The organism is Streptomyces atroolivaceus (assembly GCF_000717025.1).
GTDB classification, from domain to species: domain Bacteria; phylum Actinomycetota; class Actinomycetes; order Streptomycetales; family Streptomycetaceae; genus Streptomyces; species Streptomyces atroolivaceus.
This window is the reverse complement of record NZ_JNXG01000004.1, coordinates 62,034-88,167: the sequence shown is the minus strand read 5'-3', so window position 1 is coordinate 88,167 and position 26,134 is coordinate 62,034. Positions and strand designations below refer to the sequence as shown.

Sequence of the window (26,134 nt, the reverse complement as noted above, 5' to 3'; positions counted from 1 at the left end):
ATGGCTCAGCCCACCGTGCCCCGCCCCCTGCCGCGCCCTTGACTGACGGAGTGGACACAACCGCCAAGCAGGCCCCTGCCCCGGACCGGAGACAATCCGCCGCCGCCTACCGGAACCTGATCATGGCCACGATCGGGTTCACTCTCACCTTCTGGGCGTGGAACCTGATCTCCCCGCTGTCGGGTGAGTTCAAGGAGCGGCTGGGTCTGAGCTCCTTCCAGCAGTCGCTGCTGGTGGCGGTGCCCGTGCTCGTCGGATCGCTCGGCCGCATCCCGGCGGGCGCGCTGACCGACAAGTACGGTGCCAAGCTGATGTTCCCCGCCGTCTCGGCCCTGACGATCGTCCCGGTGCTGCTGCTCATCCCGGCGAAGGACTCCTACGGCGCGATGCTGGCCGTCGGCTTCCTGCTCGGCCTCGGCGGCACGACGTTCGCGATCGGCATCCCCCTCGTCAACTCATGGTTCCCGCCGTCGAAACGGGGCCTCGCGCTCGGGGTGTTCGGGATGGGCATGGGCGGTGTCGCGCTGTCCGGCTACTTCACGCCGCGGATCGCCGAGCACAGCGAGAACCTGCCCTTCTGGATCGTCGCGGGTGCGCTCCTGGTCTACTCGCTGCTCGCGGCGGTCCTCATCACCGACCACCCCGGGCGCAGGGTCCCGGCGGACTCCCTCGCCCACCGCCTGGGCGAGGCGGGCCGGCTGCGCGTGACCTGGGAGCTGTCCGCGCTGTACGCGATCGGCTTCGGCGGCATCGTCGCGTTCGGTGTGTACCTGCCGACGTACCTGAAGACCTGGTACGAGATGTCACCGACCGAGGCGGGCACCAAGGCGGCGGGGTTCGCGCTGGTCACGGTCGTCTTCCGGCCGATCGGCGGCTGGCTGTCGGACCGGATCCACCCCGCCATGGTCACGGCGGGGGCTCTGCTGCTGGCAGCGCTGATGGCCATCGTCCAGGCCTTCGAGCCACCGCTGGATCCGCTCGGCACGATCGCGCTGCTGTGCATGGCGGCCGGTCTCGGCACCGCGAGCGGGAGCGTCTTCGCCCTGGTCTCCCAGGTGACACCGCAGGCCCAGGTGGGCAGTGTGACCGGCATCGTCGGCGCGATGGGCGGGCTCGGCGGATTCGTGCCGCCGCTGGTCATGGGCGCGATCTACAGCGCGAAGGAGTCGTACGCGATCGGCTTCATGCTGCTGTCCGACCTGGCGCTGGCGGGCGCCGTGTACGCGTACGGCCGGATGCGGACCGTCCGGCGCGAGGGCTGACCCCGGAACCGGACGGCCTCTTCGGCCACCCCCTGAGAGCTGAATCCCTGGGGGTCGGCGTGCGGCGTCGTACGCGGTGCACCGCGAGGCGGAGGGACGTCCGCACACCGGATGTATCCGGCGTTCGGGCAACGCGGCGAGTGCCGTAGCTGTCGTCGTGCGCCCGCCGGGGATCAGGGTCAGCCCTTAGGCTGCACCGCGTGACCTCTCTTCTGCCCGCGCTGCGCGGAGCGTCCGGCCGGACGGACTCCCCCGAGGCCGTCCGGTTCGGCGAACACGTCCTGACCTACGCACAGTTGGCCGATGCGTCCGCCTCCCTCGGCGCCCGGATCGCGGGCGCGGGACGCGTCGCCGTCTGGGCCACGTCCACCCCGGAGACCGTGGTCGCCGTCGTGGCGGCCCTACGGGCGGGAGTGCCCGCCGTACCGCTCAACCCGAAGACCGGCGAGAAGGAACTCGCCCACATCGTCGCCGACAGCGCGCCCTCGGTGGTGCTGGCCGGGGCGGACGACGAACTGCCGTCCGCGCTGGGCGGCCTGGAGCGGATCGACGTCGGCACGGCCGCGGCCGCCCCTCCGCCGGAGGCCGGTTTCCCCGAACCCTCCGAGGAGTCCCCCGCCCTGGTCGTCTACACCTCCGGCACCACGGGCCCGCCGAAGGGGGCCGTCCTGCCCCGCCGGGCGATCGCCGCGTCGCTGGACGCGCTGGAGGACGCCTGGGGCTGGACCGGGGAGGACGTCCTCGTCCACGCCCTGCCGCTGTTCCACGTGCACGGGCTGATCCTCGGCGTCCTCGGCCCGCTGCGCCGGGGCGGCTCCGTCCGTCACCTCGGCCGGTTCTCGGCCGAGGGGGTGGCCCGGGAACTGCTCTCCGGGGGGACGATGCTGTTCGGCGTGCCGACGATGTACCACCGGCTGGCAGGGGAACTGGCCGGTCCCGCCGGCCCCGGGAACCTCGCGAAGGCCCTGGCGGGCGCCCGCCTGCTGGTCTCCGGCTCGGCGGCGCTGCCGGTCCACGACCACGAACGGATCGCCGCGGCCACCGGCCGCGGGGTCATCGAGCGGTACGGGATGACGGAGACCCTGATGAACACGGGCGTCCGGGCCGACGGAGCACCGCGCGCCGGGACGGTCGGCCCGCCGCTGGCGGGCGTGGAGCTGAGGCTCGTCGAGGAGGACGGCACCGTGCTCCGGGAGACGGCGTCCATCGGCGAGATCCAGGTGCGCGGCCCGAACCTCTTCACCGGTTACCTGAACCGGCCGGACGCCACGGCGGCCGCCTTCACCGAGGACGGCTTCTTCCGTACGGGCGACATGGCCACGATCGACCCCGACGGCTACGTGCGGATCGTCGGGCGCAAGGCCACCGATCTCATCAAGAGCGGCGGCTACAAGATCGGCGCGGGTGAGATCGAGAACGCCCTGCTGGAGCATCCCGGCGTGCGTGAGGCGGCCGTCACCGGCGAGCCCGACGCGGACCTCGGCGAGCGGATCGTCGCCTGGGTGGTGCCGGCCGGCCCCGGAGCCCCTCCCGGGGAGCGGGAGCTCGCGGACCATGTGGCGGACCTGCTGGCCCCGCACAAACGCCCGCGCGTCGTCCGCTACCTCGACGCCCTGCCCCGCAACGAACTGGGCAAGATCATGAAGAGGTCGCTCCGTGCCTGACGCCCGGTGCGACCGCGTGCCGGCGCGGGAGGTGATCGCCACCGTCACCGGGAGCTTCACGGAACACCGGCCGCCGACGAGCCCCGCTCCCCCGGACGGTCCCCTCGGCTGGAGCGGTTACGCGGAGTCCAGGGCGCGCGCCTCCGCGCGGACCGGCGAGGAGGAGTCCGTCCTCTACGGGACCGCCGTCGTGGAGGGCCGGGAGTGCGTCCTCGTCGCCTTCGAGTTCGGCTTCCTGGGCGGCTCGTTGGGCGGAAGCACCGGGGACCGCCTGGAAGCCGCGTACGCGCTGGCGGGTGAGCGGCGGCTCCCGCTCGTCTCGCTCGTCGCCACCGGGGGCAGCCGGATGCAGGAAGGCATGATCGCGCTGACACAGCTTCACCGGGTGGCCCGCGCGTCCACACGCCTGAGGGCCGAAGGGCTCGCGCAGATCGCCGTCCTGAGGGATCCGACGACCGGCGGCGGCTGGGCGACCGTGGGGGCCGGAGCCGATGTGGTGCTGGCGCTGCCCGGGGCGCAGATCGGGTTCGCGGGCTCCCGGGTGCGGCCCGCCGACGCCGATCCGTACGCGTACACCGCCGAGGGGCAGCTGGCGGCGGGCCAGATCGACGCGGTCGTCACACCCGACGAGCTGCCCGTGACGCTGGGCCGCTGGCTGGCCGCGCTGACGGTCACGGGCCCGGCGCGGGCCGCCCCCGTGCCGGGCGCCCTGTCGGCCGCGGGGCTGCCGGCGACCGGCTGGGAGGCCGTCGAGCAGGCCCGGGCGGCGGCGCGCCCGCGGGCCGAGGCCTATCTGGACGCGTACTTCCAGCACCGGCTGCCGCTGAACGGCGACCGGTGCGGCGGCAGGGACCCCGGGCTGCTCTGCGGAGTGGGCCTGCACGCCGGGCGGCCCGTGGCCTACGCCGCCCAGTGCGGCACGGCGACCCGCCCGGCGGGCTACCGCACGGCGGCCCGGGTGATCCGGCTCGCGGACAGGCTCGGTCTTCCTGTACTGACCCTGGTCGACACCCCCGGCGCGGCCAACGACGCCGAGGCGGAACGGGCGGGCGCGGGCGCCGCCATCGCGGACGCCTTCGCGGCGGTGGCCGGTGCCCGGGTCCCCGTCACGACGCTCGTGATCGGCGAGGGCGGCTCCGGCGGCGCCCTGGCCCTGGCCGCACCGGACAACACCCATGTCACGACCGACAGTTACTTCTCGGTGATCGCCCCGGAGCTGGCTGCGGCCATCCTGAAGCGCGGCCCCGACGAGGTGCGGCCCACCGCGGACCAGCTCCGGCTGCGCCCCCAGGACCTGGTGGAGCTCGGGGTCGCCCGGTCGGTCGTCGGTCCGGCGGGGCCGGAGGGCTGAGACGCGCTCGGCGCGCCACTCGGGCGACGGTTGGCTAGCGTGACGAACAGGACCGACCGACGAGTGAAGAAAGGCCCGAGTCATGGCCGCAGAATCCGAGGGCACTCCGTGCTGGGCCGACGGCACGTTCGGCGATCTCGAGGGGGCGAAGCGCTTCTACGGTGAGCTCCTGGGCTGGACGTACGGCGACTCGATGCCGGAGTACGGCGACTACACCCAGGCCCATCTGGACGGCAAGGCGGTCGCCGCGCTGTCGCCTCCCATGCCCGGCCAGGAGACCCCGCCCGCCTGGTGTCTGTACCTCGCGTCGCCGGACGCCACCGCCACCGCCGCGAAGATCCGGGAGCACGGGGGCGAGGTCCTGGTCGAGCCGATGCGGGTCGGCGACTTCGGGACCATGGTGCTGGCCGCCGACCCCGGCGGGACGCCGTTCGGGGTGTGGCAGGCGGGCAGCCACGAGGGGTTCCAGGCGCAGAGGGCGCCCGGCGCCTACTCCTGGGCCGAGGTCTACACACGGGACCCGGCGAAGGCCGACTCCTTCTTCGCGGCCGTCTTCGGGTACGGGGTGAAGCACCTGGACGACGACGCGGTCGACTTCTCGCTCTACGACCTGGGCGCGGACCCGGTGCTCGGCCGGATGAAGATGGGGGACGACTTCCCGTCCGTGGTGCCGGCCCATATGAACGTGTACTTCGGCGTCACCGACTGCGACGCGGCGGTGGAGAAGGCGAAGGCGCTCGGTGCGGAGCTCCGGTTCGGCCCGATGACCATCCCGTACGGCCGGTTCGCCACCCTGGCGGACCCGCAGGGCGCGGTGTTCTCACTGATCGACCCGACGACGACCGGGGGCGAGGTGCCGGAGGTCACGGACGCCTCCTGACCGCCCCGCCACGACCCCAGGGCCTGGTGGTCCTGAGGTCGCCGGCCCGGCCGTAGGCCCGGCAGGGTCAGGCCTCGGCGTCCGCTCCGGCCCCCGCGACCAGGGCGCGCAGCCGCGGGGCGACCTCCTCGCCCACGCGGTAGGCCTCCTCCAGGTGCGGATAGCCGGAGAGGATGAACTCGCCGATCCCCAGGCGCCGGTATTCGTAGAGCCGCTGGGCGACCTCGTCGTGCGAGCCGACGAGCGCCGTGCCGGCCCCTTCCCGTACGAGCCCGATCCCCGCCCACAGGTTCGGGGCGACCTCCAGCTTCGCGGCGTCCGCGGAGCCCCCGTGCAGTGCGGCCATCCGGGCCTGCCCGGTGGAGTCCATGCGGGCGAACCGTGCCTGGCTGGCCCGGACGGCCTCCGGGTCGAGACCCGCGAGGATACGGTCCGCCTCGGCCCACGCCTCGGCGGCGGTGTCCCGGCTGATGACGTGCAGCCGCAGTCCGTAGCGCAGCCGTGGGGCGACCGCGCGGAGCCGGCCGATACGCTGCGCGAGGGCCGCGGGCGGTTCGCCCCAGAGCAGCTGTACGTCGGCCCGGCGTGCGGCGACGGCTTCGGCGGCCGGGGACGCCCCGCCGAAGTAGAGGGGGACGGGGTGCCGGAGGGCCGGGTCGTGGAGCTGGGCTCCCTCGATCCTCAGGTGCTCGCCGCTGTGGTCGACGCGCTTGCCTCCGAGGAGATCACGCAGGACGGCCATCAGCTCGTCAGTGCGCGCGTAGCGCTGGTCGTGGTCCAAGTGGTCGCCGTAAGCCCGCTGTTCGGCCGGGTCGCCGCCGGTGACGACGTTGAGCCCGAGCCTCCCGCCGGCGAACCGCCGGAAGGCGTCGGCCTGTTGGGCCAGCAGGGTCGGAGCGGCGAACCCGGCACGGAAGGCGACCAGGAAGCCGATGCGGTCGGTGTGCTGCGTGAGGGCCGCGGTGAGGATCCACGGATCGACGCATCCGAGCCCCACCGGGGTCAGCAGCGAGTGGAAACCGGCATGCTCGGCGGCGCGTGCCACCTGGGCCAGGTAGCCGATGTCGGCAGGACGGCGGGTGGCCGCGCCGGTCCTCCCCTGAACGGCTGTGACTCCGCCGGGATCGCGGCCGTCGCCGCCGGTGGGCAGGAACCAGTGCAGCAGGAGCGGGTTCTCGGGCATGACGGATCCTCCTGGGGACGGCGGCGGGGCACACACCGGGGCGGGCGGACGCGCGAGTGCGCCGGCGGGCCCGGGTGTTCGGGCGGAGATCAGGGTGGCGAAGGCGTCAGAGGGCCGGCGCCAGGGGCCGGCGGGGTGTCACGTCAGCGACAGGACGGACAGCGCAGGCCGGCCCGACAGAGCACGGCCGAGACACGCAGGAGATCCACGTGACGTCGCGACACGAGAGCTGGGGCCATACCGGCATCCTGGCGGCGCCGAGGACATGACGACAAGCGCCGCCCGTATGCCGGACGACCTCGTACCAGGGAATGGACGCCATGGGTGCTCCACGGCTGCGGCCCGCGCGCCGTACCCGCGCGGAGATGGGCCCGCGCGGCCCCGGCGGCCCCACCACCAGCGCGTACGCGCGGCCGCCGCCGGTCACCGCCGCCACCGGGGACTCAGGGACGGCCGTCGGCGGGGTACTCCGGGACGGCCGTCGGGGAGGCGGGGCCGGTGGATCACCGCCCGGCCATGGCACCGATTGCGCCACACGGCGCGAAAGTGGCGCGTTCGCACGTTGCCGCCCTGGTCCACTACGCGCAGCCTGGAGGGCGCGGGAGCGCTCCCATACCCGCTCCGCGGTACGGCCTCGTCCCTCTCCACGCAACGCCACCGCGCGCAAGCACCACCGCTGTGCAGAACCACGTGCAGTACCGCTGTGCAAACCGCTCGGCAAGACCACCGCTGTGCAAGCGTCCTCTCCCCTGGAGCCGATATGTCACGACGCCGCTGGGCCGTGTCCCTCCTGCTGGCCCTCCTGTTGACCGCCCCCCTCTCCTTACCCGCCACGGCGGATTCCGCCGGCGCCGTGCCGCCCGGGGAAAGTGCCTCGGCCGTCCCCCTCCCCTCACTCAGCGCGACGACCACCCAGGTCGCCTCCGGACTGAGACGGCCCACCGCCATCGCCGCCCCCGACGACGGCACGGACCGGCTGTTCATCACCGAGAAGTCCGGCACCGTCCGCGTCTACCACCCGGACAGCGGACTGGCCGCGACCCCGGTCATCGACATCAGGTCCGCCGTGGACGAATCGGGCAACGAGCGCGGCCTGCTCGGCATCGCCGTCCCGCCCGACTTCGCCGACAGTCAGGACCTCTACCTGGCCTACACGGCGCGGCCCGACGGCTCCGTCACTCTCGCCCGCTACCGGCTCGACGAGTCCCGCCTGGAGGTCCTGCTCTCGCAGGAGCACGCCGAGCACAGCAACCACAACGGCGGCCAGCTCGCGTTCGGCCCGGACGGCAACCTGTACTGGAGCATCGGCGACGGCGGCGGCTCCGCGGACCCCTTGCGCTCCGCACAGCGGCTGGACACCCTGCTCGGCAAGATCCTGCGCGTCGACGTGAGCCGGAGCTGCGGCCCCCTCGCCTACTGCGTGCCCGGCGACAACCCCTTCGTGGGCACCCCCGGCGCCCGTGGGGAGATCTGGCTGTACGGACTGCGCAACCCGTGGCGCTTCTCCTTCGACGGTGCGGACGGCTCGATGTGGATCGGTGACGTCGGCCAGGGCCGATGGGAGGAGATCGACCACCTCGAACCCGGACAGGGAGGGCTGAACCTCGGCTGGTCCTGCTACGAGGGGCTGGAGAAGTTCGAGGGCGGCGACTGCGTGCCCGGCGAGACGTACACCGAACCGGTCTTCACGTACTCCCCCTACACCGGCGGCTGTTCCGTCGTCGGCGGTCACGTCTACCGGGGCCAGAAGTACGCCAATCTGGTCGGCGGCACGTACATCGCCACCGACTACTGCTCGTCCACGGTCTGGGCACTGCGCGCGGACGGAAAGGGCGGCTACGAACAGGCCGAGATCGGGGATATGCCCACCCAGGTGACGTCGGTCGGCACGACCGTCGACGGGGAGTTCTACGTGGTCAACGATCTGCCCGGCGGCCTGCACCGGGTGTCGTTCGCCCAGGAGGAACCCACCTGCCGCGTGGACCGCACCGTGAAGGCCTGGGGCACGGGCACGACGGTCGACCTGACCGTCACCAACACGGGCAGCACCCCCGTTGACGGCTGGAGGCTCGACTTCACACTGCCTCCCGGACAGACCGTCGTCTCCGACTGGAACACGGACCTGATGCAGCTCAGCAACACGGTCAGGGCGACCGACGCCTCGCACAACTCCAGGATCGCGCCGGGCGCGAGCATCACCCTCGGATACCTCGCCGGCCACACCGGTGACGCGTCGTCACCCCAACGGTTCATGCTCAACGGGGACGCCTGCGCCGTCGGCGACTGAACGACCGGCCGTACGGGCGGAACCGGAGGGCGGAGCGGCAGACATGGTGCCCTGCTCGTTCTGCCCGTGGACACGGGCAGGACGAGCAGGGCACCTCCACCGCGGCCGGCGCGGGCGAACCCTGGGCCGGCCGCGGTACTCAAGATCTCCGGCACCCGTGTCCCACGGTCATGCCGCGGCGCCGGCGCCCATGCCGGGTGCCTGGTTCCAGGTCCTGAGCCTGCCGGCGGCCTTCCCCAGAGGGCTGGTCACGGAACGAGCGGCGACGGCGGCCGGCGGAGTGTCGATGTAGAAGAGTGCCTCGTAGGGCGTCTCGTCGTCGCCGCCCCACCGGACGATGCCGCCGCAGTCGTCCAGGATGCTGCGCACCGTCTGCGTCTGAGCGTCGGTCAGGCCGCCCTTGAGTCCCTTGCCGTAGGCAGCGGGGCGGATGGCGACTGCGGTGCCGGATGCCTGGTTGGACTCGGGGCCCTTGGAATCCAGTTCCGCGACGGGGCGCCAGCCGATCACCTCACCCTCACGAAGCGTCTCGATCTCGTAGTGCCAGCGCCGGATGGCGTGCACGAGCAGGATCTCGACCATGCCGAGCCGGGTGTCGATACTGAATCCCGTCCCGGGCACGGAACACGACCACACCCCCTGGCCGGCGTCGGTCTTGTCGGCCAGCGCCCACCCGTTGAGAGACGTCGGGTGCGGGTCGACCACAGGATCTTTCCGGTCTGCCGCTTCCGCCGTCGCGGGCACCAGCAGGCCGACAGGCATGGATATGAGAGCGGCACCCGCGCCGATTCCGGCGAATCTCTTGAGCAGCGCGCGCCGCGGCATGGCTTCGTGTGTCATGGCTGATCGATCCTTCAGTTGAAGATCGCGAACGCGATCACGGTGAACAGGTAGGGCACCGGGAGGAGAAACGAAGCTGTGAGCCAGGTCCGCACGCGTCGCCCCGTACTCGCGGGGAGAAGCACGTCGACCGCGAGAATCACCAGCAGGCCCAGGCCGCCGATGATGATCACGCTCGCCCTGTGCCATCCCGCCGCCTCGATCATGCTTACGTCACCGCAGTCGGAGGTGTATCCGGAGGTGTTCCAGGCACACGGACTGTATTCGGTGAGCAGTAGCCAGGCCGAATGGAGAGGCGGCATGGCAGGAATGCCGAGCAGCAGGTTGACCACGAGCGGCATCGGACGCCACCACCGGCCCGATCGGACCGGGGCGTCGCTTTCCTGAGTCACCGTCGCCCTCACCTCATGCGCAGATTCGTACCCCGGGCTTCCGCCCCGCGGAACACGCTGTTGTACTTGTCCTCGAGCAACCGGTAGAGGCCCATACGCAGTTTGGCCTGCTGGGCGGCCTCCGCCGTGTTGCCCTGGTAGAACTTCAGCAGCGCCTCGCTGTCCGTCTCACTGGTCGTCAGGCCGGGGCGGGACATCCCGTTCTCGTGCGCGTGGAGAATGTGCATGAACGGCACGGTCGAGATGTTGTACGACTGGTTGAAGTGCAGTTTCTCCCAGACGGCCCAGATGTCGGAGTCCTTGGACGCGTCGCGCTTCGCCTCGTCCAGGAGCCCCAGGTCGATGGCGTGGTTCCGCGCCTTGATGGCCCGCGTGCCGAAGATCTGCCCGACACCGGTGGAACAGTCGTTGAAGGGTGTGATCATGTTGCCGAATTCAGTGACCCAGCCCGGGGCCTCGCCGTCGTTGTGGTACTCCCACACACAGGCGTCGGAGAAGTTGTCGTTGACCTTGGGAACGGACAGGTCGCCGATGCTGGTGATGTTGTGGTGGCGCAGTTCCCAGATGGCGGAGACCTGAATCAGCGCCTTGCGCATTTTGAGAATGCGGGCGAGGGAAGTGAACAGATCATCCCAGTTCAGCATGAACTCGACGCAGAAACTGGTGCTGTACTTGGTCTTTCCGGGCCAGGGCCAGCTGTCCGGCGGCCCCTCCTCGGGGATACCGATCGACTTCATGTACGCCTGGACGTCCGTGACCAACTGATCCGCCCATACCATGGAGAAGGGGACGTCCAGGTCGGTCTTGGCCGGGGGGGTGTCGAAGCTGTTCTGGCCGGCTTCCACCCCGGAGGCGATGTTGTTGTCGATCTCGATCTGACCGGCGCCGGTACCGACGTAGATGGTCTTGATCTGATCGATCGCCCAGTTGGACGGCATCGGGAACCCGAGATTCCCGGAGTAGCCGGCGGACAGGTTGGAGACGAAGCTCGCGGTGGCCAGTCCGGCATCGGATACGCGGGAGCAGGCGTTGCGGGTGGCATAGATGCCGACCTGGTAGCGGCCACCGGCCTGGGCCATGCCTTCTTTGATGCCCTCGAAGTGAGGAATCAGGCGGGAGGTGATCTCTTCGTCGGTGTTGTCGTAGTCGATGGCGAAGTAGATACGGGTTCCCTTCTTGAACCCGTGCCCGATGGCGGCCTCCGTGGCGGCAACAGCGTCCGACGTCCCCGGCGGGGTGGGCCGGCGGCGCGTGTTCGACGCCTCACCTCCGCAGCCACGGCCCAAGGCGTATCCGGAACGACATGGCGCGGAGGGACGGGAACTCCGGGGGAAGGGCTACGCGCCTGTTCTGTCCAGCTCGGACAGTCGGGACATGATCCGCTTCGGCAGCTCGGCAGCCGTGAGCCTGTACGGGCTCCAGCGATCCTTGGACTCCGCCTTCATGGAAGCAGAGAACCTGTACAGGCCCCTGCTGTTGGGCTCCTTCACCATGCCGGCGAACACCGGGCTCGGCACCAGCCACGCTGTCATCACCGCACCCTTCTCCACGTCCACGGCTATGAACAGCATGTCCAGGTCCGCACGTGGCTGGAACGTCTGCGACCGCACGTTGGCCACGCACATCCCCTTCTGGACAACTGACGTGGTGGACATGCGGGCCTTCACCTGGACGGCCAGCGTCGCGGAGCTGCCGCGCCGGTGAAAGACCAGGTCGACCCCCTCGTCATCGACCAGCGACGTGGAAACGTTCAGCTCTCCGCCGGTCGCGAGGATGCAGGAGGCGGCGACCAGGTACTCCGCCGCCTTCCCCATGCGGGCGGCGGACGGACTCTTGTCGAGGTAGTCCTCGTCTTCGGTCATGCGCGGCAAGCTACCCGTCCGCGACGACAGGGAGGTACCCGGCGGGCTGGTTCCCCGACGCGGACGGAGGCCTCCGCCCAGGGGGATCCATGAGCTTCTTCAGCGGTGCCGCTCCAGAGGGAGTACGCCTCTGGGGATCGACACCCTGCGGGTCGGGCTGCGGGCGGCCTGCCGTGTCACCACCGCACCCGCCACGCCGGCCGGGGGTGCCGGGGAAGACATGGCCGCGCTTGCCGTAGCGAACCGTGCCTGAAGTGGTCACATGATCGGCTGGGCGCTCCCGCCCCGTAGCGGTCAGTGATCGCGTCGCCACGCCCGGACCGGCCCGGCGTGCCGGGAGGTAGCTTGGTAGAGAAAGCCCCTACGGAGGGCGATTCCATGCCGTGGTTCGTATGGCTGCTCGCCGCTGCGGCCCTGGGCGCGGCAGAGTTCTTCACCCTGACACTGGTCCTGGGGCTGCTGGCGGGCGCCGCGTTGGCCGCCGCCGTGGTCGCCGGTGTCGGTGTCGGCCTTTTCGGCCAGCTCATAGCCCTGGGGGCAGCGGCAGCGGCGGGCCTCGTCATCGTCCGTCCCATCGCGCTGAGGCATATGGCACAGCAGCCCGTTACACGCGAGGGCAGTGATGCGCTGATCGGCAAGCGCGCCGAAGTCATGCAGGAGGTCACCGCGACCCGCGGCCTGATCAAACTCTCCGGCGAGGAGTGGTCCGCCCGCGCCCTCGACGAGAGCCTGGTGATCCCGACGGGCGCGCTGGTGGAAGTCATGGAGATCGAGGGCGCAACGGCCATCGTCTACCCCCGCGAACTCCTTCCATGAACGGCTGAACACATAGCAACGGAGGCAGGCGCTGTGGATCCAGTTGTCATCCCCATCCTCGTGGCGGCCATTGTTGTCATCTTCCTCGTGGCCTCCACCGTGCGGATCGTCCCGCAGGCGCGCCGTTACAACATCGAGCGGTTCGGCCGATACCGCAGAACGCTCCAGCCCGGCCTGAACCTGGTCCTGCCGGTTGCGGACCGCGTCAACTCCAAACTCGACGTGCGCGAACAGGTCTACTCCTCGGAGCCCAAGCCGGTGATCACCGAGGACAACCTCGTGGTGAACATCGACACCGTGCTCTACTACCAGATCACCGACCCGCGATCGGCGGCCTACGAGGTCGCCGACTACCTGCACGCGATCGATCAGCTCACCGTGACCACGCTGAGGAACGTCATCGGCAGCATGGACCTGGAGGCGACGCTCACCTCGCGTGAGGAGATCAACGCCCGGCTCCGCGCCGTCCTCGACGATGCCACCGGCAAGTGGGGCATCCGGGTCAACCGCGTCGAGATCAAGGCCATCGATCCACCGCACACCATCAAGGAAGCGATGGAGAAGCAGATGCGGGCCGAGCGCGACAAGCGCGCCGCCATCCTGCACGCCGAAGGGGAGCGCCAGGCCAAGATCCTCACTGCGGAAGGCACCAAGCAGAAGGACATCCTGGAGGCCCAGGGCACGCAGCAGGCCACGATCTTGCGGGCGGACGGCGAGGCCAAGGCGGTAGAGCTCGTCTTCCAGTCCGTCCACCGCAACGACGCCGACCCGAAGGTCCTTGCCTACAAGTATCTGGAAACGCTCCCTCACCTGGCGAGCAGCGACAACAACACGTTCTGGGTGATCCCGGGAGAGTTGACAGAAGCAGTCCGGACCGTCACCAGTGCGTTCGGTGATCAGTCGACGGCGGACGCTCCCACATCTGCGCAGTCCGAGGAAGCAGCCGCCCTCGACGCTGACGACGCATCGGACGAGAGCCGGACTCCGGAGCTCGACGCAAGGCCGACGCTCCCGCTCGACGCTGCCAGGGCTACCGACGAGGCCGAAAAGGAGGCCGCCGCCGCGGTGAGCGATGCCAAGGCAGAGGCAGAGGCTGCGAAGTCGCCTCAGATGCCGCGCCGGGAGCAGACGTCCGGCGATTGAGCCCACCCTCGGCCGTTGAGGGATGTTCCACCGCACCGGCATCGCCCCCTCCGGACGTGACGTGTGGCCGTCGGCCCGGCGGTCGAGGCTTGTCTGCCTCGTGTCGGGTCGGTCCGTCCCAGCCGCGCAGCGATCATCCGAATGCCCCAGGGGCCACGTCCATCATCCGCATGCCCCAGGCGCCACGTCCGCCGCACCTCCGTGCGGCGTCCGCCGCGCGGATACCCGCCCGAAGCGGATGCCGGTCGGCGTGGCCGGCTGCCTGGAGCCGCCCACTGCGGACGACTGGCCGGTGGCGCGGGCAGGCGGGACCGCACTGATGCGGTCCACGATCCCCCTTGGCCGGCGCGGAGAGAACACTCCTGCTTCGACGGGCGCCGAGCGCACATCGGGCTCGAGGCCACCCGCGCGGAACAGGAGGCTGGTCACCGTAAGTAACGGTTGGGAGGTTGTGACGCGACGGGCCTGCGAGAACAACGACGGGCCACCTACCCCCTCCCCGGCCGCAGGATCGAGCAGGAACCCGTCCTGCCCGCGTCTTCTCCGGCAACGGCAGAACGGCTCCCCCTCGAGCAGAGGGGGAGCCGTTCGGCGAGTGCGGTCCGCGTGAGCCGGGTGTCAGGCGCGACGGGAGTGTCGGTTGCCGGTGATGACCCGGTACAGGACGAGGAGAATGATGGAGCCGACAATGGCGGCGATCCAGGTGGAGAGTTCGAAGAAACCGTCGATGGAGTCGACTCCGAAGATGGCCTTGCCGAGCCAGCCGCCGAGAAGGCCTCCCGCGATGCCGATGAGCATCGTGATGATGATGCCGCCGGGGTCCTTGCCCGGAAGAAGTGCCTTGGCGATGAGGCCTGCGAGCAACCCGATGATGATCCACGCGATGATGCCCATGATGCGTCTCCTGCCTCGTCGTATAAAGCCTGTGTCAGAACACCGTCTTTACCGTCCGCGCCCTTTCAAACGCCGTACCTCTGCCGCGTCGCCGGCAGGGTGCGCCTGTACTGCGTCTCCTCGTGCTGTCACTCTCGTGGCGGCCCGGCTCCCGTTCGGCACATGAACCATCGGACTGGACTCAGACGCAGGTGCTCGTCCTCGGGATGCAGAAATGGACCTGTGGGTAGCGCATGGACGGCTTGTCCAGGAGGGGCTGCGGCCGGTGACCCAGGTGCAGGTCGAGGAACGCGCGGGTGTATCTGCGGACGATCTCCGCGGCGCGGGTGGCCGGCAGGCCGGCGCCGATGTCGATACCCAGCTGCTCGGCCAGCAGTCCGACGTCGGTGAAGGAGGCGTGTTCGGCTCCTTCCACCACAAGCCACCGCTTCCACCCGGTCAAGCGCTGCCAGTCGCGTTCCCAGGTGGCGACGGCCCCGCCACCGCTGCCCGGGCTGTACTGAGCCTGCCTGCCGAGGAACAAGAACGGCCGGGACGAACCGCCCTCCGGGAGAGGTATCTGGGTCGCGCCGTCGATGTCGATTCCCGCGCGTACGCGGGAGTCGGCCACCATGGACGTGACGGCGCTCGCGCCGCCGACGGAATGGCCCGCCATCGCGATCCGTGACGGGTCGATGAGCCCGGCTCCGCCCCATTTCGCGTGCGCCCCGGTCAATTCATCCAGCACGAAGGAGACGTCGGCGGCCCGGCCCGTGACCAGCCGGTTCCAGAACGCTTCGTCATGCGGGACCTCGCAGGCGGTGCAGGTAGCCACCCGCCCGTCCGGGAAGGTGGTGGCAGGGCTTTCGTAGGTGTGGTCGATCGCGGCCACCACATAGCCGTGGCTCGCGAGGTCCTCGGCGAGGGTGGTCAGCGTGGCGCGCGGCTTGGTGAAGCCGGGAGAGAGAACGACCAGTGGCAGACCTCGCGCGTGCCCTGCAGGACGGGCGCCGGCGAAGGCGTTGGTCCGTGTCGTGCTCAGCACGTCCGACGGCACGCCGGTGATGCCCCCTTCCCCGAGGAGCAGTTCCGACTCCGTCGCAGTCATGTACTGCGCCCGTCGCCCGTTCGGCGAGGCCGTCGGATACCACAGGGAGACCATGAGTTCGCGCGCGTCGACCCCGGAAGCCCAGGGATCGGGGCGGGAGTCGTCCGTGAGGTGCAGGGACGTGGTGCCGACCGCATCGGGCCCGGTCGGTCTGGGCAGATACGGTGCGCTGCCCGGGCCGTCGGCCGCCACGGCGGGGGGACCGCCCAGGCCGACTGCGAGCGTGAGCAGTGCGGTGGCCACGGTGAGGCCACGACGCAGGAGTGCAGGGTTCACAGGTTCGTCCGTTCTCCACTCGGGGCGGACGGGCCGTCGTCGTACGGGCGGCCCACCTCACACAGTTCGATCACCGGCATGGTCATGAAACGGCTCCTCGGGTGGGGAAGTCGGACGCCTGAACGTTAGGAGCGGGACCGACTGTCACGCGTCGGCCGCTCGGACCCGTTGCGGTACCGCGCTGGGATGAGCTTCTGAAGCGTCATCCCTGGGAAGTAGGCGGTTGATGTATCCGGTGCGCCGCAAATGACCGCCAAGGCGGACTCGGCGAGTCCGCGCGGCAGCAACAATGAACCCGTGATGAACGTGCGTACGGGGCTGGAGCGGCTTCAGCGAGCCGCGCGGCACAGGGTCCGCGACGTCTGGCTCGCCAGCGGTCCGCCGCTGCGGCCCACCCGGCGCGCCTGGCGGTTCGACGTGCTGGTGGCACTGACGATCGGTACCGCCACCGTCTATTACGGCGTCGACAACGCCGACAACGTCGTGGTGCGGGAGATCGCGCCCGGCGTGGAGCGCGTCATGACGCGTCCGAACGGGCCCGGCGGCATGGCCTTCATGGTGACCCTCGCGTTCATCGCCTCGGGTGCCCTGGTGCTGCGGCGCCGCTATCCGCTCGCCGTGCTGTGCGTCGTGACGGCCGCGACACTGGCGACACCGCAGAGCGTCCTGCGGCTGACCTTCTACGCGTTCGTCATCGCCGTCTACAGCGCCGCCGTGTACAGCCCCTACCGAGCGGCGACCCTGGCGGCGCTACCGGTGTCGGTCCTCCTGGTCAGCGCCTCGGGAAACCCGGTGACCCCGATCGTCCCGAACGAATACATCGCCCTGCTGATCCTGGTCCCGATGGCCGTGGCGTCCGTCGGCCTGCGTACGTGGAAACTCCGGACCGATGAGGGGCATACCCGGCTCACCGCACTGGAACGCGAACAGGCCGAGGCTCTGCGCCGTGCCGTCGAGCACGAGCGGGCCAGGATCGCCCGCGAACTGCACGACGTCGTCACGCACAACGTCAGCGTGATGATCATTCAGGCGGGCGCCGCCCGCCAGATCTTGAGAACCTCCCCCGAGCAGGCCGGCGAGGCACTGCTCGCCGTCGAGGCCGGCGGACGAGCGGCCATGACCGAGCTGCGCCACGTCATGGGACTGCTCACCATGGCCGACGAGAGCGAGGTGACGGGCGTGGACGGTTCGGTGGCGGTGCCGGCCCCGCAACCCGGCCTGAACCAGCTGGAAACGCTGGTCGGGCGGGTACGGGACACCGGGTTGCCGGTCGAACTGACCGTGACCGGCCGACTCTGCCCCCTCCCGCCCGGCGTGGAGCTCGCCGCCTACCGCGTGGTCCAGGAAGCCCTGACCAACACGGTGAAGCACGCCACCGGTGCCATCGCCGCCGTGACCGTCGAATACGGTCCGGACCGGCTCCGAGTGGAGATCACCGATACCGGAGGACACACGAGTGCGGGGGCAGCCGCCGGAAACGGCCGGGGTCTGATCGGGCTGCGCGAGCGCCTCGCCGTCTACGACGGGACCCTGATCACCGGCCGCCGCCTGACGGGCGGTTACCGTGTGGAAGCGCTGATACCCCTGGAGGCACCGTGACCGAGCCGTTGCGCGTGCTTCTCGCCGACGACCAGACACTGGTCCGTACCGGTTTCCGCATGATCCTCGGCGCCGGCGGGATCGATGTCGTCGCCGAGGCGACGAACGGGGCCGAAGCCGTCGAAGCGACCCGCCGCACCCGGCCCGACGTGGTCCTGATGGACATCCGGATGCCCGAGATGGACGGCCTGGAAGCCACCCGCCGTATTCTCACCGCTTCCCGGGCCGGTGGGCCCCATGTGATCATCCTGACCACCTTCGACCTGGACCGGTACGTCTACGCGGCGCTCTCCGCCGGGGCCAGCGGCTTCCTCCTCAAGGACGTCACTCCCGAGTACCTGGTCGCGGCCGTCCGCACCATCCGTAACGGCGACGCCCTCCTGGCGCCGGCCATCACCCGCCGCCTCGTGCAGCGGTTCGCACAGCGCGGCGGCGACGCCGCCTCCCTCCACCGCGACCTCGCCTCGCTCACCCCGCGCGAACTGGAAGTCCTCGGACTGCTGGCCCGAGGGCTGAGCAACGCCGAACTCGCCACCCGGCTCCACCTGGCCGAGACGACCGTCAAGACCCACGTCGCCCGCATCCTCGCCAAGCTCGGACTCCGCGACCGTGTCCAGGCCGTCATCGTCGCGTACGAGACGGGGCTGGTCAGTGCTGGGGTGGGCGAGGCCGCCGAACAGACGTGGACCGAGGCGAGTCCTGGGATCAACGGCCGGAGCCCACGCCTGTAGTTCGGCGTGGCAGTTCAGACCGTTCCGGGCTTGCCTCCCGGTGGACAGCAGGCCGGTGCTCCGGTCGGCCGAGGGTTCTGGGGTCGCCGTGGCCGGCGCCCGAGCCTCAGTCAGTAGGGGAGACCTTCCGAAGCCGCGCGCAGGGCGGCGAGCAGGCATGTGGCGATCTCACTTCCAGCTGCGTCCGGATCGTCCGCGAACCGGCGGGCGAAGTCCTCCGAAGCCGCTCGCAGTGCGCCGTTGAGGGTGGCGGCATGCACTCTGATTCTCAGGTCGTCGGCGCTGCTGCCGGACCTCTCGGCAAGAAGTTGAGCCAGGACGGGCAAGGCGTCGTCGTGGGCCTGGAGCCAGACGGCACGCAGGGCCGGGTCGGTGGTGGTCATACGGATCAGGTCGAGGATGACGGGAGCCACCGCGGGCAGTTCGCCGCTGCGGAAGGAATCCGCGACGAAGTCCAGCAGGTCCTCCTCCACCGGCCAGTGGCGCAGTCGGTCCACCGCGACATCGAGTCCTGCGGAGAGGAGCGGCAGGACGCAGCTCTCCTTGGTGGGGAAGTGGCGCCACAGGGTGCGGGAGGAGATGCCCACGGCGCGGGCGATCTGCTCACCCGTCGTCCCGGTGACACCCTGCGCGGCGAACAGCCTGACGGCTTCGGCGGCGATCTCGAAGCGGAGCGCCGCCTTACGGCGTTCGGCGAGCGACGGCACAGCGTCTTCCTGAACCACTGTTCCGCGTATCGCGGTTGGCGCCTCGCCCACCCTTGACCCCGCTCTCTGTCCCCGTCACCGCAGCATAGCGAGCCATCCGAAAATGGCGCACGCAGACATCTTGTCTCTCACTGACACAGAGACCTACGCTGCCGTAAGTGACCAGCGAGTAACAGCGCTGCTGCGCACGGCATTGGCGTGCCTGGTCATACCGGGCGAGCTCGAAGTCCAGGCGACATCGATCACCGAGGACCCGCCCAGCCTGGGCAGCTCGAACGCCCCACTGATCGAACGGCGCCCCACCCCACCCCAAGGAGCCGCTCATGTCCACTCCCAGCAGGCGTGCCCTGCTCACCGCTACCGCAGGAATCGCAGCCGCAAGCGCCCTTCCCTCCCCCGCCGCCGCAACCTCCGGGCCGGACCGGGTGAGACTGGCCCGCGAGGAACGCCGGGCCGTCGTCATCGGCTCGGGCTTCGGCGGCGGTGTGGCCGCGCTGCGGCTGGCGCAGGCCGGCGTGCCGGTCACCGTCCTGGAACGCGGCCGGCGCTGGCCCACCGGGCCGAACTCCGAGGCCTTCCCCCGCGTATCAGGCCTCGACAAACGGGCACTCTGGTACGGCACACTCCCCGCAGCCGTCCGGCCACTCGCCCAACTCATCGGCACACCGCTGAACTTCGGTCCGTACGTGGGCCTGCTGGAGCCGGTACTCGGACAGAACATCCTCGGCGTCTGCGCGGCCGGGGTCGGCGGCGGTTCCCTCGTCTACCAGGGCATGACACTTCAGCCCTCCGAAGCGGTCTTCAACACCTGGCTGCCCCAGGAACTCGACTACCGACGCATGAACGAGGTCCACTACCCGCGGGTCGCAGCGATGCTCCGGGCGGCCACGGCACCGGACGAACTGGTCAGCTCGTCGAACTACTACGCGGCGCGGGTCTTCGCCGAGCGGGTGCGCAGGGCCGGCTACGGCCTGGAGAAGATCCCGATGCCGATCGACTGGGACTACGCCCTGGCCGAGCTGCGTGGGGAGATGAAGCCGTCCTACACGAACGGAGACTGTGCGCTCGGCGTCAACAACGGTGGCAAGCACTCCGTCGACGTCACCTACCTCAGCCAGGCGGAAGCGACGGGGAAGGTGACCGTCGAAACCCACCACAACGTCACCTCCGTGGCCCGGGCGGCCGACGGCCGCTGGGAGGTGCACGTCGACCGGACCGACGACACGGGCCGCGTCCTGGAGCAGAAAGTCCTCTCCACCCGCGCCCTGGTCATGGCGGCCGGCAGCATGAACACCAGCAAGCTCCTCGTCCGCGCGGGAGCCACCGGTGCCATCCCCGACCTGCCCGACGGTCTCGGCGAGGGCTGGGGAACCAACGGCGACCGCATCTACGCCTGGACCAATCTCCAGGAGGACTTCGGGGCCGAGCAGGGCGGCCCGGTCGTCTACGGCAGCAAGGCGTGGGACGACCCCGCCACGGCGAACACCATCATCCAGGCCTCACTCCCGCCCCTCGGCCTCAACTCCCGCACGACCATGCTCGTCGGCTTCGGGGTGAGCGCCGACCGCGGCCGGTTCCGATACAACGCCGCCACCGACTCCGTATCGCTGCACTGGCCCCTGGGCGGCGACGCCGCGAGCCACCGCAGCATCCAGCGGCGCGTTGACAGGGTATCCAAGGGGCTCGGCGTCCTCACGGACACGAACGCCCTGGTCAACAGCACCTGGCACCCGCTCGGCGGCGCCCCGATGGGTACCGTCTGCGACCTCGAAGGCCGCGTCCAGGGCCAGCGCGGCCTGTACGTCCTCGACGGGGCACTGATCCCCGGCACCACCGGCGCCTGCAACCCCTCGATGACCATCGCCGCGGTGGCCGAACGGGCGATGGACGCCATCATCGCGCACGACGTCGACACCATCATCTAAACGACGAACGAGGAGCACTCCATGAGCCGCAAGAGAACCCGTTCCCGTTCCGCCCTCCCCGCTCCCGCCGTGGCGACAGGTCGCGCCACCAAGCCGGGGCTCCGCCTGCTGGCCGGGGTCGTCGCCGCAGGCACGGTCTGCGCCGGCCTGTCGGCGGTACCGGCCTCGGCCGCCGCACCCGAACCCGTCGTCTCCCGCGGGGTCACCATTCCCGCGTTCTACACGCCGCCGACCCAACTCCCCTCTACAAACGGAGCGTTGATACGTACGGAACCCCTGCCGCTCGGACTGGGCATCCCCGGCCTGGACGGCCGGCCGATGCCAGGCGCGGCGACCCGCCTGATGTACAAGTCCACCGACTCGGCCGGTCTGCCCGTCGCCGTGACCGGCGCCTACATCGAACCCTCGGCAGCCTGGAAAGGCACCGGACCACGCCCCCTGGTCGCGGTGGCCTCGGGCACCATGGGCCAGGGCGACCAGTGCGCCCCGTCCTTCGCCCTGCAGAACCCGCTCACCCTCAACGGCGAAACGGTGTCCGTGGGCTACGAGGCCCTCGCGATCTACCGCATCCTGTCCACCGGGGCAGCGGTCGTCGTCACCGACTACGTGGGCCTCGGCGCCACCGACCGCCTGCACACCTACGTCAACCGTCTCGACCAGGCACATGCCCTGCTCGACGCGGCTCGCGCCGCCCGCACCGTCCCCGGAGCATCGGTCACCGCAGCATCCCGGACCGGCCTCTACGGATACAGCCAGGGCGGCGGAGCCAGCGCCGCCGCAGCCGAACTCCAGCCCTCCTACGCACCCGACGTCCAACTCGCCGGCACCTACGCCGGCGCACCCCCGGCCGACCTGACCTCGGTCATGAAGGGCATCGACGGCAGCGCGCTCGCCGGCGCGCTCGCCTGGTCCATCAGCGGTTTCGCCCAGGCCGACCCGGACCTGCGCGCGATCGTCGACGCCAACATCAGCGCCACCGGCAAGGCCGCCCTGACGGACGCGTCGACCATGTGCGTCGGCGACGCGCTCTTCGGGTACGGCTTCACCAAGAGCAGCAAGTGGACCACCAACGGCAAGTCCATCGGGGACATCATCGCCGCAGACCCCCGCGCGAAGGCGGCCCTGGACAAGCAGCGGATCGGCAGGCTCAAGCCGACCGGACCGGTCCGTCTGGCCACCGGCGTCCAGGACGACATCGTTCCGCACTCGCAGGCCCGGCAACTGGCCGTCGACTGGTGCAACAAGGGCGCCAACGTCACGTACGACGCCATCGCGCTGCCCAACCTCGGCGACAAGATCCTCACCAACCACCTCGTGCCCCTCATCACCGACCAGGGCGACGCCATCTCCTGGCTGACCGACCGCCTCGCCGGCAAGCCGGCCACCTCCAACTGCTGGTCGATGCCGATCCAGCGCTGAACCAGGTGTCCACACCGATCGTGCCGTGTCCACCGGATGACACCAGTGGGCACGGCGCGTTCGTGCGTGCACCAACAAGATGGCGCACGGCGCTTCACCGCAGACGCCGGTGAGCGGCCGGTTGGCTCTTCCACCGAGGAGTCCCGGATGCGGGCGAACCTCCTGCCGCGGGAACGCCGCCCTGGCCGAGACCCGGCGGACCAAGGGTGTTCCGGCCGGAACCCCGGGCCGTGTCGCCATCCCCGTCGCCGGTGAATCCCAGGAGGCGCGGAAGGTGGCACGGTCCTGTCATTCCGTGCCATGTCGAGGTGCCCACCGCGAACGGTGGGCATGACGGGCCCTCGCCCGTGATCCCCACCGGTCCCTGTCGGTGTCTCCGGCGACCCACCTCGACGAGCCGCGCGCGGCCCCTGCCGTCAACGGCGAGACGCCCGCCCGACCACATATATGGGTGGGCGTCCTGTCTCCGGGGGTGTGGCCGGCCGACGGCATGCTCCGCGCGGCTCACGGCCCTGCCGTGCAGCAGCGGGAGTACGGCTCAGCTTCCCGCCCCGTGCGTAACCGGCCGCGTGCCACCCCGCGCCAGGTGAGGCGTCGGCCGCCGGTCACTTGGCCAGGAACGCGAGGAGGGCTTGGGAGACTTCCTGGGCGTGGGTCCACAGCAGGCCGTGGGGGGCGCCGTCGATGACGACGTAGTCGGCCTGAGGGAGTTCTTGGTGGAAGCGGTTGCCGGTGGCCTCGATGGGCAGGATGCGGTCGGCGGTACCGTGCAGGATCAGCGCCGGGACGTCGATCTTGGGAAGGTCGGCACGGAAGTCGGTGGACCAGGTGGCCACGCAGGCCAGCGAGGCGTACGAGGAGGCGCCGGCGGCGACGTTCCAGCTGTTGCGGACGGCTTCCTCGCTGATGCGGGTACCGAGGTTCTCGTCGAGGTTGTAGAAGTTCTCGTAGAACTCGGTGAAGTAGGCATAGCGGTCGGCTGTGACGGCGCCTTCGATGTCCTTGAAGATGGTGCCGTCGACGCCGCCGGGGTTGTCGTCGGTCTTGAGGAGGAAGGGTTCGAGGGAGGCGAGGAAGGCGGCCTTGGCGATCCTGGCGGAGCCGTAGGTGCCCAGGTAACGGCCGACTTCACCGGTGCCCATGGAGAAGCCCACCAGAACGGCGTCGTCGAGGTCGAGGGTCTCCAGGACCGTGTTCAGATCGGCGGCGAAGGTGTCGTAGTCGTAACCGGTGGTGGGGTGGCTGGAGCGGCCGAAACCGCGCCGGTCGTACGTGATCACGCGGTAACCGGCCGACAGAAGTGCGGCGGACTGCTTCTCCCAGGAGTGACCGTCGAGCGGGTATCCGTGGATCAACACGACCGGCTGCCCTGTGCCGTGGTCCTCGTAGTACAGATCGATGCTGGTGGAGTTTTCGTGGTCGACGGTGATGAACGCCATGGTGGTCGCTGCCTTCCGGTGTGAATGCGTCTGATGGTGAAGTGCCCGATCGGGCACGGTTGTACGGTGAGGCGCGATGAGCGACAGGGCGGACCCGTCGGTCATCGGACCGTGCGGGCCACCTGCTCGACGATGCGGGCGACGGCCTCGGGGCGGGATGCGGATACCGCGTGCGACGCGTCGATGGTGGTGACGGACAGCCCGATGGCCGCGGTGGCACCGCACAGCGCGGATCTGCTGCTCGGACGGACGAGGCGGGTGATGCGCATGCGTGAGATCCCTCCTGGTCGGTTGATGGCCCTTGAGTGACCGTGCAGGCGAAGGCCGGTGCGTTCGAGGAGCGGGCCCCCGGGTCACCTTGCCGGTGACTGAGTTGACGTGCGTCCGTCCGCGCCAGGTGGTCAGCGCGGATCGGATCGCTGGTGGCCGGCGGGCGGCAATGGACCCGGAAAGCGGGTGTCGGCCTGCCGCCCGAGTGATCCTGAGGCATTGTCCTCGTCCGGTCACCGGATGAGGAGCGCCCTTCGTCCTGTCCTACGAGGGGACGACCGGACCGGTTCACCGGATGGTGAAGGGGCTGTGCGGGGCGCCGGAGGCAGCGGCTTCCCGACGTGGACGAGCCTACGGCCGAGGAGGTGCCGCGGCCCTCACCCTTCGTGACGCTTGCCGCGTCGCACCGTGGGTGCAGAGGCTGCCACCCAGGTAAGAGAGCGGGCTCCCCCTCCAGCCGGACGACGGCCGCTCACTCGCGGTCCTGGTCCTACGTCCGCCATGAAGCGAACCGATGACCGACTGCTGCCGCTCCTTCTGACACGCTCCCAGGCCGCGGTATGGCCGGGTGCGGATCTGGCCCGCGCCGAACCGTCCCGCCCGGGTAGTCCCTTCTCCGGCTGGCTCCGAGGGTTCCGTGCGCTCGTCCTCCCGCTCGTCGCCACCGTCCCGGCCGGCATCGTGCTGCTGCTCTCCTGCCCGAGGGAGCCGCGGCGTTCCACCTCTCCGTCATTCTCGGAGCCCTGGTCATCGGGTGGTGCGCCCGCGCCCTGCGGCGGGGGCAGAATGCGGAAACGTAACCCTGACCCACCGCGTCGGCAGCTCCGCACACGGGTCTTTGGCCGAGCCCGAGGGTCCGGGTGCACGTCAGTCGGTGGATTCCAGGACTTCGTAGACATGCTTGATGTAGCTGTGGGTGCGCTCCGAGCCGAGGATTCCGTCGCCCACCCGGTTCATGGTGTACGAGAACGTGACGCGCCGGTCGAGGTCCATCATGACGATCGAACCGCCCCGACCGACCCAGAAGCAGATCCTTCCGGTGGGCATGTGCGGAATCGTCCTCGGGTCGGCGAGCGCGTAGCCGATGCCCCAGCGGACGGGGACGCCCAGGAACAGGTCGACTCCGTCGGCCTGGACGTCGAACACCTTGTCCACCGTCTCCGCGGAGAGAAGCCGGAGGCCGTTCACCTGGCCGCGCCGTGAGATGACGGAGAGGGCACGGGCCATGCCTCGTGCGTTGCCGTGGCCGTTGACGGCTCCGAGTTCGGCGGAGCGCCACTGCGGAGTGTCCACGTGCTCGTCACGGGCAGGGCTTCCGAGCAACGTCTTGGTGAAGATCCCGTCGGGGTCAAGGCCGGTGGGTATACCGGAGAGCTGCGAGGGGGCCACCAGTTCAGCGATACGCGGCCAGTCGGCCTGGCGCGCACCGATCTGGACATCGGCTTGGGCCGGCTTGGCGATCTCGGTGTCGACGAACTCCCCCAGGGTACGGCCGCTGACCCGCCGGACGAGCTCTCCCACCAGCTGTCCTTGAGTCTGCACGTGGTACCCCGAAGCGGAGCCCGGCTCCCACCAGGGCGCCTGCGCAGCCAGCCGGGCACTCGCGGTAGGCCAGTCGTACAGATCTTCCATGGTGAAGGGTTGGTGCCAGCCGGAAAGTCCCGAGGTGTGGGCCAGGACGTGCCGCACCTCGATGTGCTGCTTCCCCTGGGCGGCGAACTCGGGCCAGTAGTGCGCGACCGGGCGGTGGAGATCCAGTGCGCCCCGGTCGACGAGGACGAGAGCCGCGAGATTGGTGAGGGTCTTCGTGGTCGACCACATGCTCACCAACGTGTCCCGGTGCCACGGCACGGTCCGCGCTTCGTCTGCATGGCCACCCCACAGATCGACTTCCATGACCCCGTCCACATCGACGGCGATCGACGCCCCCACCTCGTCGCCGGCTTCGAGGTGCGCCGCCAGCGCCGCTCGAACCGGCTCGAACCGGGCGGTGCTCGTTCCTTCGACGATGACCATTTTTTTCTCCACTCCGGACGACAACCGTTCGATCACTCAACGGAATGAACGTCACACGGGTTCATGCATCACCGCAGTTCATGACATCTGT

22 protein-coding genes are annotated in these 26,134 nt (G+C 70.2%); 11 read left to right on the top strand and 11 right to left on the bottom strand.

The window, feature by feature from the left end:
* Positions 1-50: 50 nt before the first annotated feature.
* From OO67_RS11905 to OO67_RS11890, 4 genes are all read left to right on the top strand, one after another.
* Positions 51-1,262 carry an MFS transporter gene (locus tag OO67_RS11905; RefSeq protein WP_033299606.1) on the top strand — a complete coding sequence of 404 codons (1,212 nt, stop codon included), beginning with the start codon at positions 51-53 and terminating at the stop codon, positions 1,260-1,262.
* Positions 1,263-1,462: 200 nt separating this feature from the next.
* Complete coding sequence (locus OO67_RS11900; RefSeq protein WP_033299605.1) at positions 1,463-2,926, top strand: acyl-CoA synthetase; 1,464 nt, start codon at positions 1,463-1,465, stop codon at positions 2,924-2,926.
* Entirely contained in the window at positions 2,919-4,277 is a 1,359-nt protein-coding gene (locus OO67_RS11895; protein WP_244300152.1) for a carboxyl transferase domain-containing protein, read from the top strand. Before OO67_RS11900 ends, OO67_RS11895 begins: the two co-directional genes overlap by 8 nt.
* Before the next feature lie 82 nt (positions 4,278-4,359).
* The gene (locus OO67_RS11890) at positions 4,360-5,157 is read left to right on the top strand and encodes a VOC family protein (RefSeq protein WP_033299604.1); all 798 of its coding nucleotides are present in this window, start codon (positions 4,360-4,362) and stop codon (positions 5,155-5,157) included.
* Between the two features lie 67 nt (positions 5,158-5,224).
* On the opposite strand, the gene OO67_RS11885 is transcribed toward OO67_RS11890, so the two are convergent.
* Positions 5,225-6,340: an LLM class flavin-dependent oxidoreductase gene (locus OO67_RS11885; protein WP_033299602.1), complete on the bottom strand. Its 1,116-nt coding sequence runs from the start codon at positions 6,338-6,340 to the stop codon at positions 5,225-5,227.
* A gap of 760 nt (positions 6,341-7,100) precedes the next feature.
* Between OO67_RS11885 and OO67_RS11880 the strand changes: the two genes are divergently transcribed.
* A complete protein-coding gene (locus OO67_RS11880; RefSeq protein WP_033299601.1) occupies positions 7,101-8,627 on the top strand; it encodes a PQQ-dependent sugar dehydrogenase in 1,527 nt (508 codons plus the stop codon).
* A gap of 168 nt (positions 8,628-8,795) precedes the next feature.
* On the opposite strand, the gene OO67_RS11875 is transcribed toward OO67_RS11880, so the two are convergent.
* Genes OO67_RS11875 through OO67_RS11860 form a run of 4 tightly spaced genes read right to left on the bottom strand, consistent with a single transcriptional unit; the run spans position 8,796 to position 11,721 of the window.
* Entirely contained in the window at positions 8,796-9,467 is a 672-nt protein-coding gene (locus OO67_RS11875) for a hypothetical protein (protein ID WP_033299600.1), read from the bottom strand.
* A gap of 14 nt (positions 9,468-9,481) precedes the next feature.
* Entirely contained in the window at positions 9,482-9,808 is a 327-nt protein-coding gene (locus tag OO67_RS11870) for a hypothetical protein (RefSeq protein ID WP_051709304.1), read from the bottom strand.
* 59 nt (positions 9,809-9,867) lie between these two features.
* A complete protein-coding gene (locus OO67_RS11865) occupies positions 9,868-11,145 on the bottom strand; it encodes a glycoside hydrolase domain-containing protein (protein WP_051709303.1) in 1,278 nt (425 codons plus the stop codon).
* A 51-nt stretch (positions 11,146-11,196) separates the two neighbouring features.
* Positions 11,197-11,721 (bottom strand): hypothetical protein, encoded by a 525-nt coding sequence (locus OO67_RS11860; protein ID WP_033299598.1) that lies wholly within the window; start codon positions 11,719-11,721, stop codon positions 11,197-11,199.
* Between the two features lie 378 nt (positions 11,722-12,099).
* Here OO67_RS11860 and OO67_RS11855 point away from each other — a divergent pair, with 378 nt between their 5' ends.
* On the top strand, positions 12,100-12,537 hold the full coding sequence (locus OO67_RS11855; protein WP_033299596.1) for an NfeD family protein: 438 nt from the start codon (positions 12,100-12,102) through the stop codon (positions 12,535-12,537).
* A gap of 33 nt (positions 12,538-12,570) precedes the next feature.
* A complete protein-coding gene (locus tag OO67_RS11850; protein WP_033299595.1) occupies positions 12,571-13,680 on the top strand; it encodes an SPFH domain-containing protein in 1,110 nt (369 codons plus the stop codon).
* 618 nt (positions 13,681-14,298) lie between these two features.
* Here the strand turns inward: OO67_RS11850 and OO67_RS11845 are convergent.
* The gene (locus OO67_RS11845) at positions 14,299-14,574 is read right to left on the bottom strand and encodes a GlsB/YeaQ/YmgE family stress response membrane protein (RefSeq protein WP_033299594.1); all 276 of its coding nucleotides are present in this window, start codon (positions 14,572-14,574) and stop codon (positions 14,299-14,301) included.
* Positions 14,575-14,755: 181 nt separating this feature from the next.
* Positions 14,756-15,937, bottom strand: coding sequence for an alpha/beta hydrolase family protein (locus OO67_RS11840; protein ID WP_051709302.1), 1,182 nt, complete (start codon positions 15,935-15,937; stop codon positions 14,756-14,758).
* Positions 15,938-16,237: 300 nt separating this feature from the next.
* Here OO67_RS11840 and OO67_RS11835 point away from each other — a divergent pair, with 300 nt between their 5' ends.
* Positions 16,238-17,536, top strand: a complete 1,299-nt coding sequence (locus tag OO67_RS11835) for a sensor histidine kinase (RefSeq protein WP_033299980.1) — start codon at positions 16,238-16,240, stop codon at positions 17,534-17,536.
* Positions 17,533-18,267 (top strand): response regulator, encoded by a 735-nt coding sequence (locus tag OO67_RS11830; RefSeq protein ID WP_033299593.1) that lies wholly within the window; start codon positions 17,533-17,535, stop codon positions 18,265-18,267. The genes OO67_RS11835 and OO67_RS11830 overlap by 4 nt, the downstream gene beginning before the upstream one ends.
* A 110-nt stretch (positions 18,268-18,377) precedes the next feature.
* Here the strand turns inward: OO67_RS11830 and OO67_RS11825 are convergent, their stop codons facing one another.
* Complete coding sequence (locus OO67_RS11825) at positions 18,378-18,974, bottom strand: TetR/AcrR family transcriptional regulator (protein ID WP_244300148.1); 597 nt, start codon at positions 18,972-18,974, stop codon at positions 18,378-18,380.
* 323 nt (positions 18,975-19,297) lie between these two features.
* Here OO67_RS11825 and OO67_RS11820 point away from each other — a divergent pair, with 323 nt between their 5' ends.
* Together OO67_RS11820 and OO67_RS11815 are read left to right on the top strand one after the other, a co-directional pair.
* Positions 19,298-20,899 carry a GMC oxidoreductase gene (locus OO67_RS11820; RefSeq protein ID WP_033299591.1) on the top strand — a complete coding sequence of 534 codons (1,602 nt, stop codon included), beginning with the start codon at positions 19,298-19,300 and terminating at the stop codon, positions 20,897-20,899.
* Between the two features lie 21 nt (positions 20,900-20,920).
* A complete protein-coding gene (locus OO67_RS11815; protein WP_033299589.1) occupies positions 20,921-22,318 on the top strand; it encodes a lipase family protein in 1,398 nt (465 codons plus the stop codon).
* A gap of 605 nt (positions 22,319-22,923) precedes the next feature.
* Here the strand turns inward: OO67_RS11815 and OO67_RS11810 are convergent.
* The 3 genes from OO67_RS11810 to OO67_RS11805 all read right to left on the bottom strand — a co-directional run bounded on the left by OO67_RS11810 (position 22,924) and on the right by OO67_RS11805 (position 26,043).
* Entirely contained in the window at positions 22,924-23,757 is an 834-nt protein-coding gene (locus tag OO67_RS11810) for an alpha/beta fold hydrolase (protein WP_033299587.1), read from the bottom strand.
* A 101-nt stretch (positions 23,758-23,858) separates the two neighbouring features.
* On the bottom strand, positions 23,859-24,026 hold the full coding sequence (locus OO67_RS39655) for a hypothetical protein (RefSeq protein ID WP_244300139.1): 168 nt from the start codon (positions 24,024-24,026) through the stop codon (positions 23,859-23,861).
* Between the two features lie 868 nt (positions 24,027-24,894).
* Entirely contained in the window at positions 24,895-26,043 is a 1,149-nt protein-coding gene (locus OO67_RS11805; RefSeq protein WP_033299586.1) for an EstA family serine hydrolase, read from the bottom strand.
* Between the last annotated feature and the right edge of the window lie 91 nt (positions 26,044-26,134).

Excerpts from the sequence above, each read along its gene's own strand:
- OO67_RS11845 (WP_033299594.1), bottom strand. The coding sequence starts at position 14,574 with ATGGGCATCATCGCGTGGATCATCATCGGGTTGCTCGCAGGCCTCATC.
- OO67_RS11810 (WP_033299587.1), bottom strand. The coding sequence starts at position 23,757 with ATGGCGTTCATCACCGTCGACCACGAAAACTCCACCAGCATCGATCTG.
- OO67_RS11885 (WP_033299602.1), bottom strand. The coding sequence starts at position 6,340 with ATGCCCGAGAACCCGCTCCTGCTGCACTGGTTCCTGCCCACCGGCGGC.
- OO67_RS11805 (WP_033299586.1), bottom strand. The coding sequence starts at position 26,043 with ATGGTCATCGTCGAAGGAACGAGCACCGCCCGGTTCGAGCCGGTTCGA.
- OO67_RS11835 (WP_033299980.1), top strand. The coding sequence starts at position 16,238 with ATGAACGTGCGTACGGGGCTGGAGCGGCTTCAGCGAGCCGCGCGGCAC.
- OO67_RS11875 (WP_033299600.1), bottom strand. The coding sequence starts at position 9,467 with ATGACACACGAAGCCATGCCGCGGCGCGCGCTGCTCAAGAGATTCGCC.
- OO67_RS11870 (WP_051709304.1), bottom strand. The coding sequence starts at position 9,808 with ATGCCGCTCGTGGTCAACCTGCTGCTCGGCATTCCTGCCATGCCGCCT.
- OO67_RS11890 (WP_033299604.1), top strand. The coding sequence starts at position 4,360 with ATGGCCGCAGAATCCGAGGGCACTCCGTGCTGGGCCGACGGCACGTTC.
- OO67_RS11880 (WP_033299601.1), top strand. The coding sequence starts at position 7,101 with ATGTCACGACGCCGCTGGGCCGTGTCCCTCCTGCTGGCCCTCCTGTTG.
- OO67_RS39655 (WP_244300139.1), bottom strand. The coding sequence starts at position 24,026 with ATGCGCATCACCCGCCTCGTCCGTCCGAGCAGCAGATCCGCGCTGTGC.
- OO67_RS11860 (WP_033299598.1), bottom strand. The coding sequence starts at position 11,721 with ATGACCGAAGACGAGGACTACCTCGACAAGAGTCCGTCCGCCGCCCGC.
- OO67_RS11820 (WP_033299591.1), top strand. The coding sequence starts at position 19,298 with ATGTCCACTCCCAGCAGGCGTGCCCTGCTCACCGCTACCGCAGGAATC.
- OO67_RS11815 (WP_033299589.1), top strand. The coding sequence starts at position 20,921 with ATGAGCCGCAAGAGAACCCGTTCCCGTTCCGCCCTCCCCGCTCCCGCC.
- OO67_RS11855 (WP_033299596.1), top strand. The coding sequence starts at position 12,100 with ATGCCGTGGTTCGTATGGCTGCTCGCCGCTGCGGCCCTGGGCGCGGCA.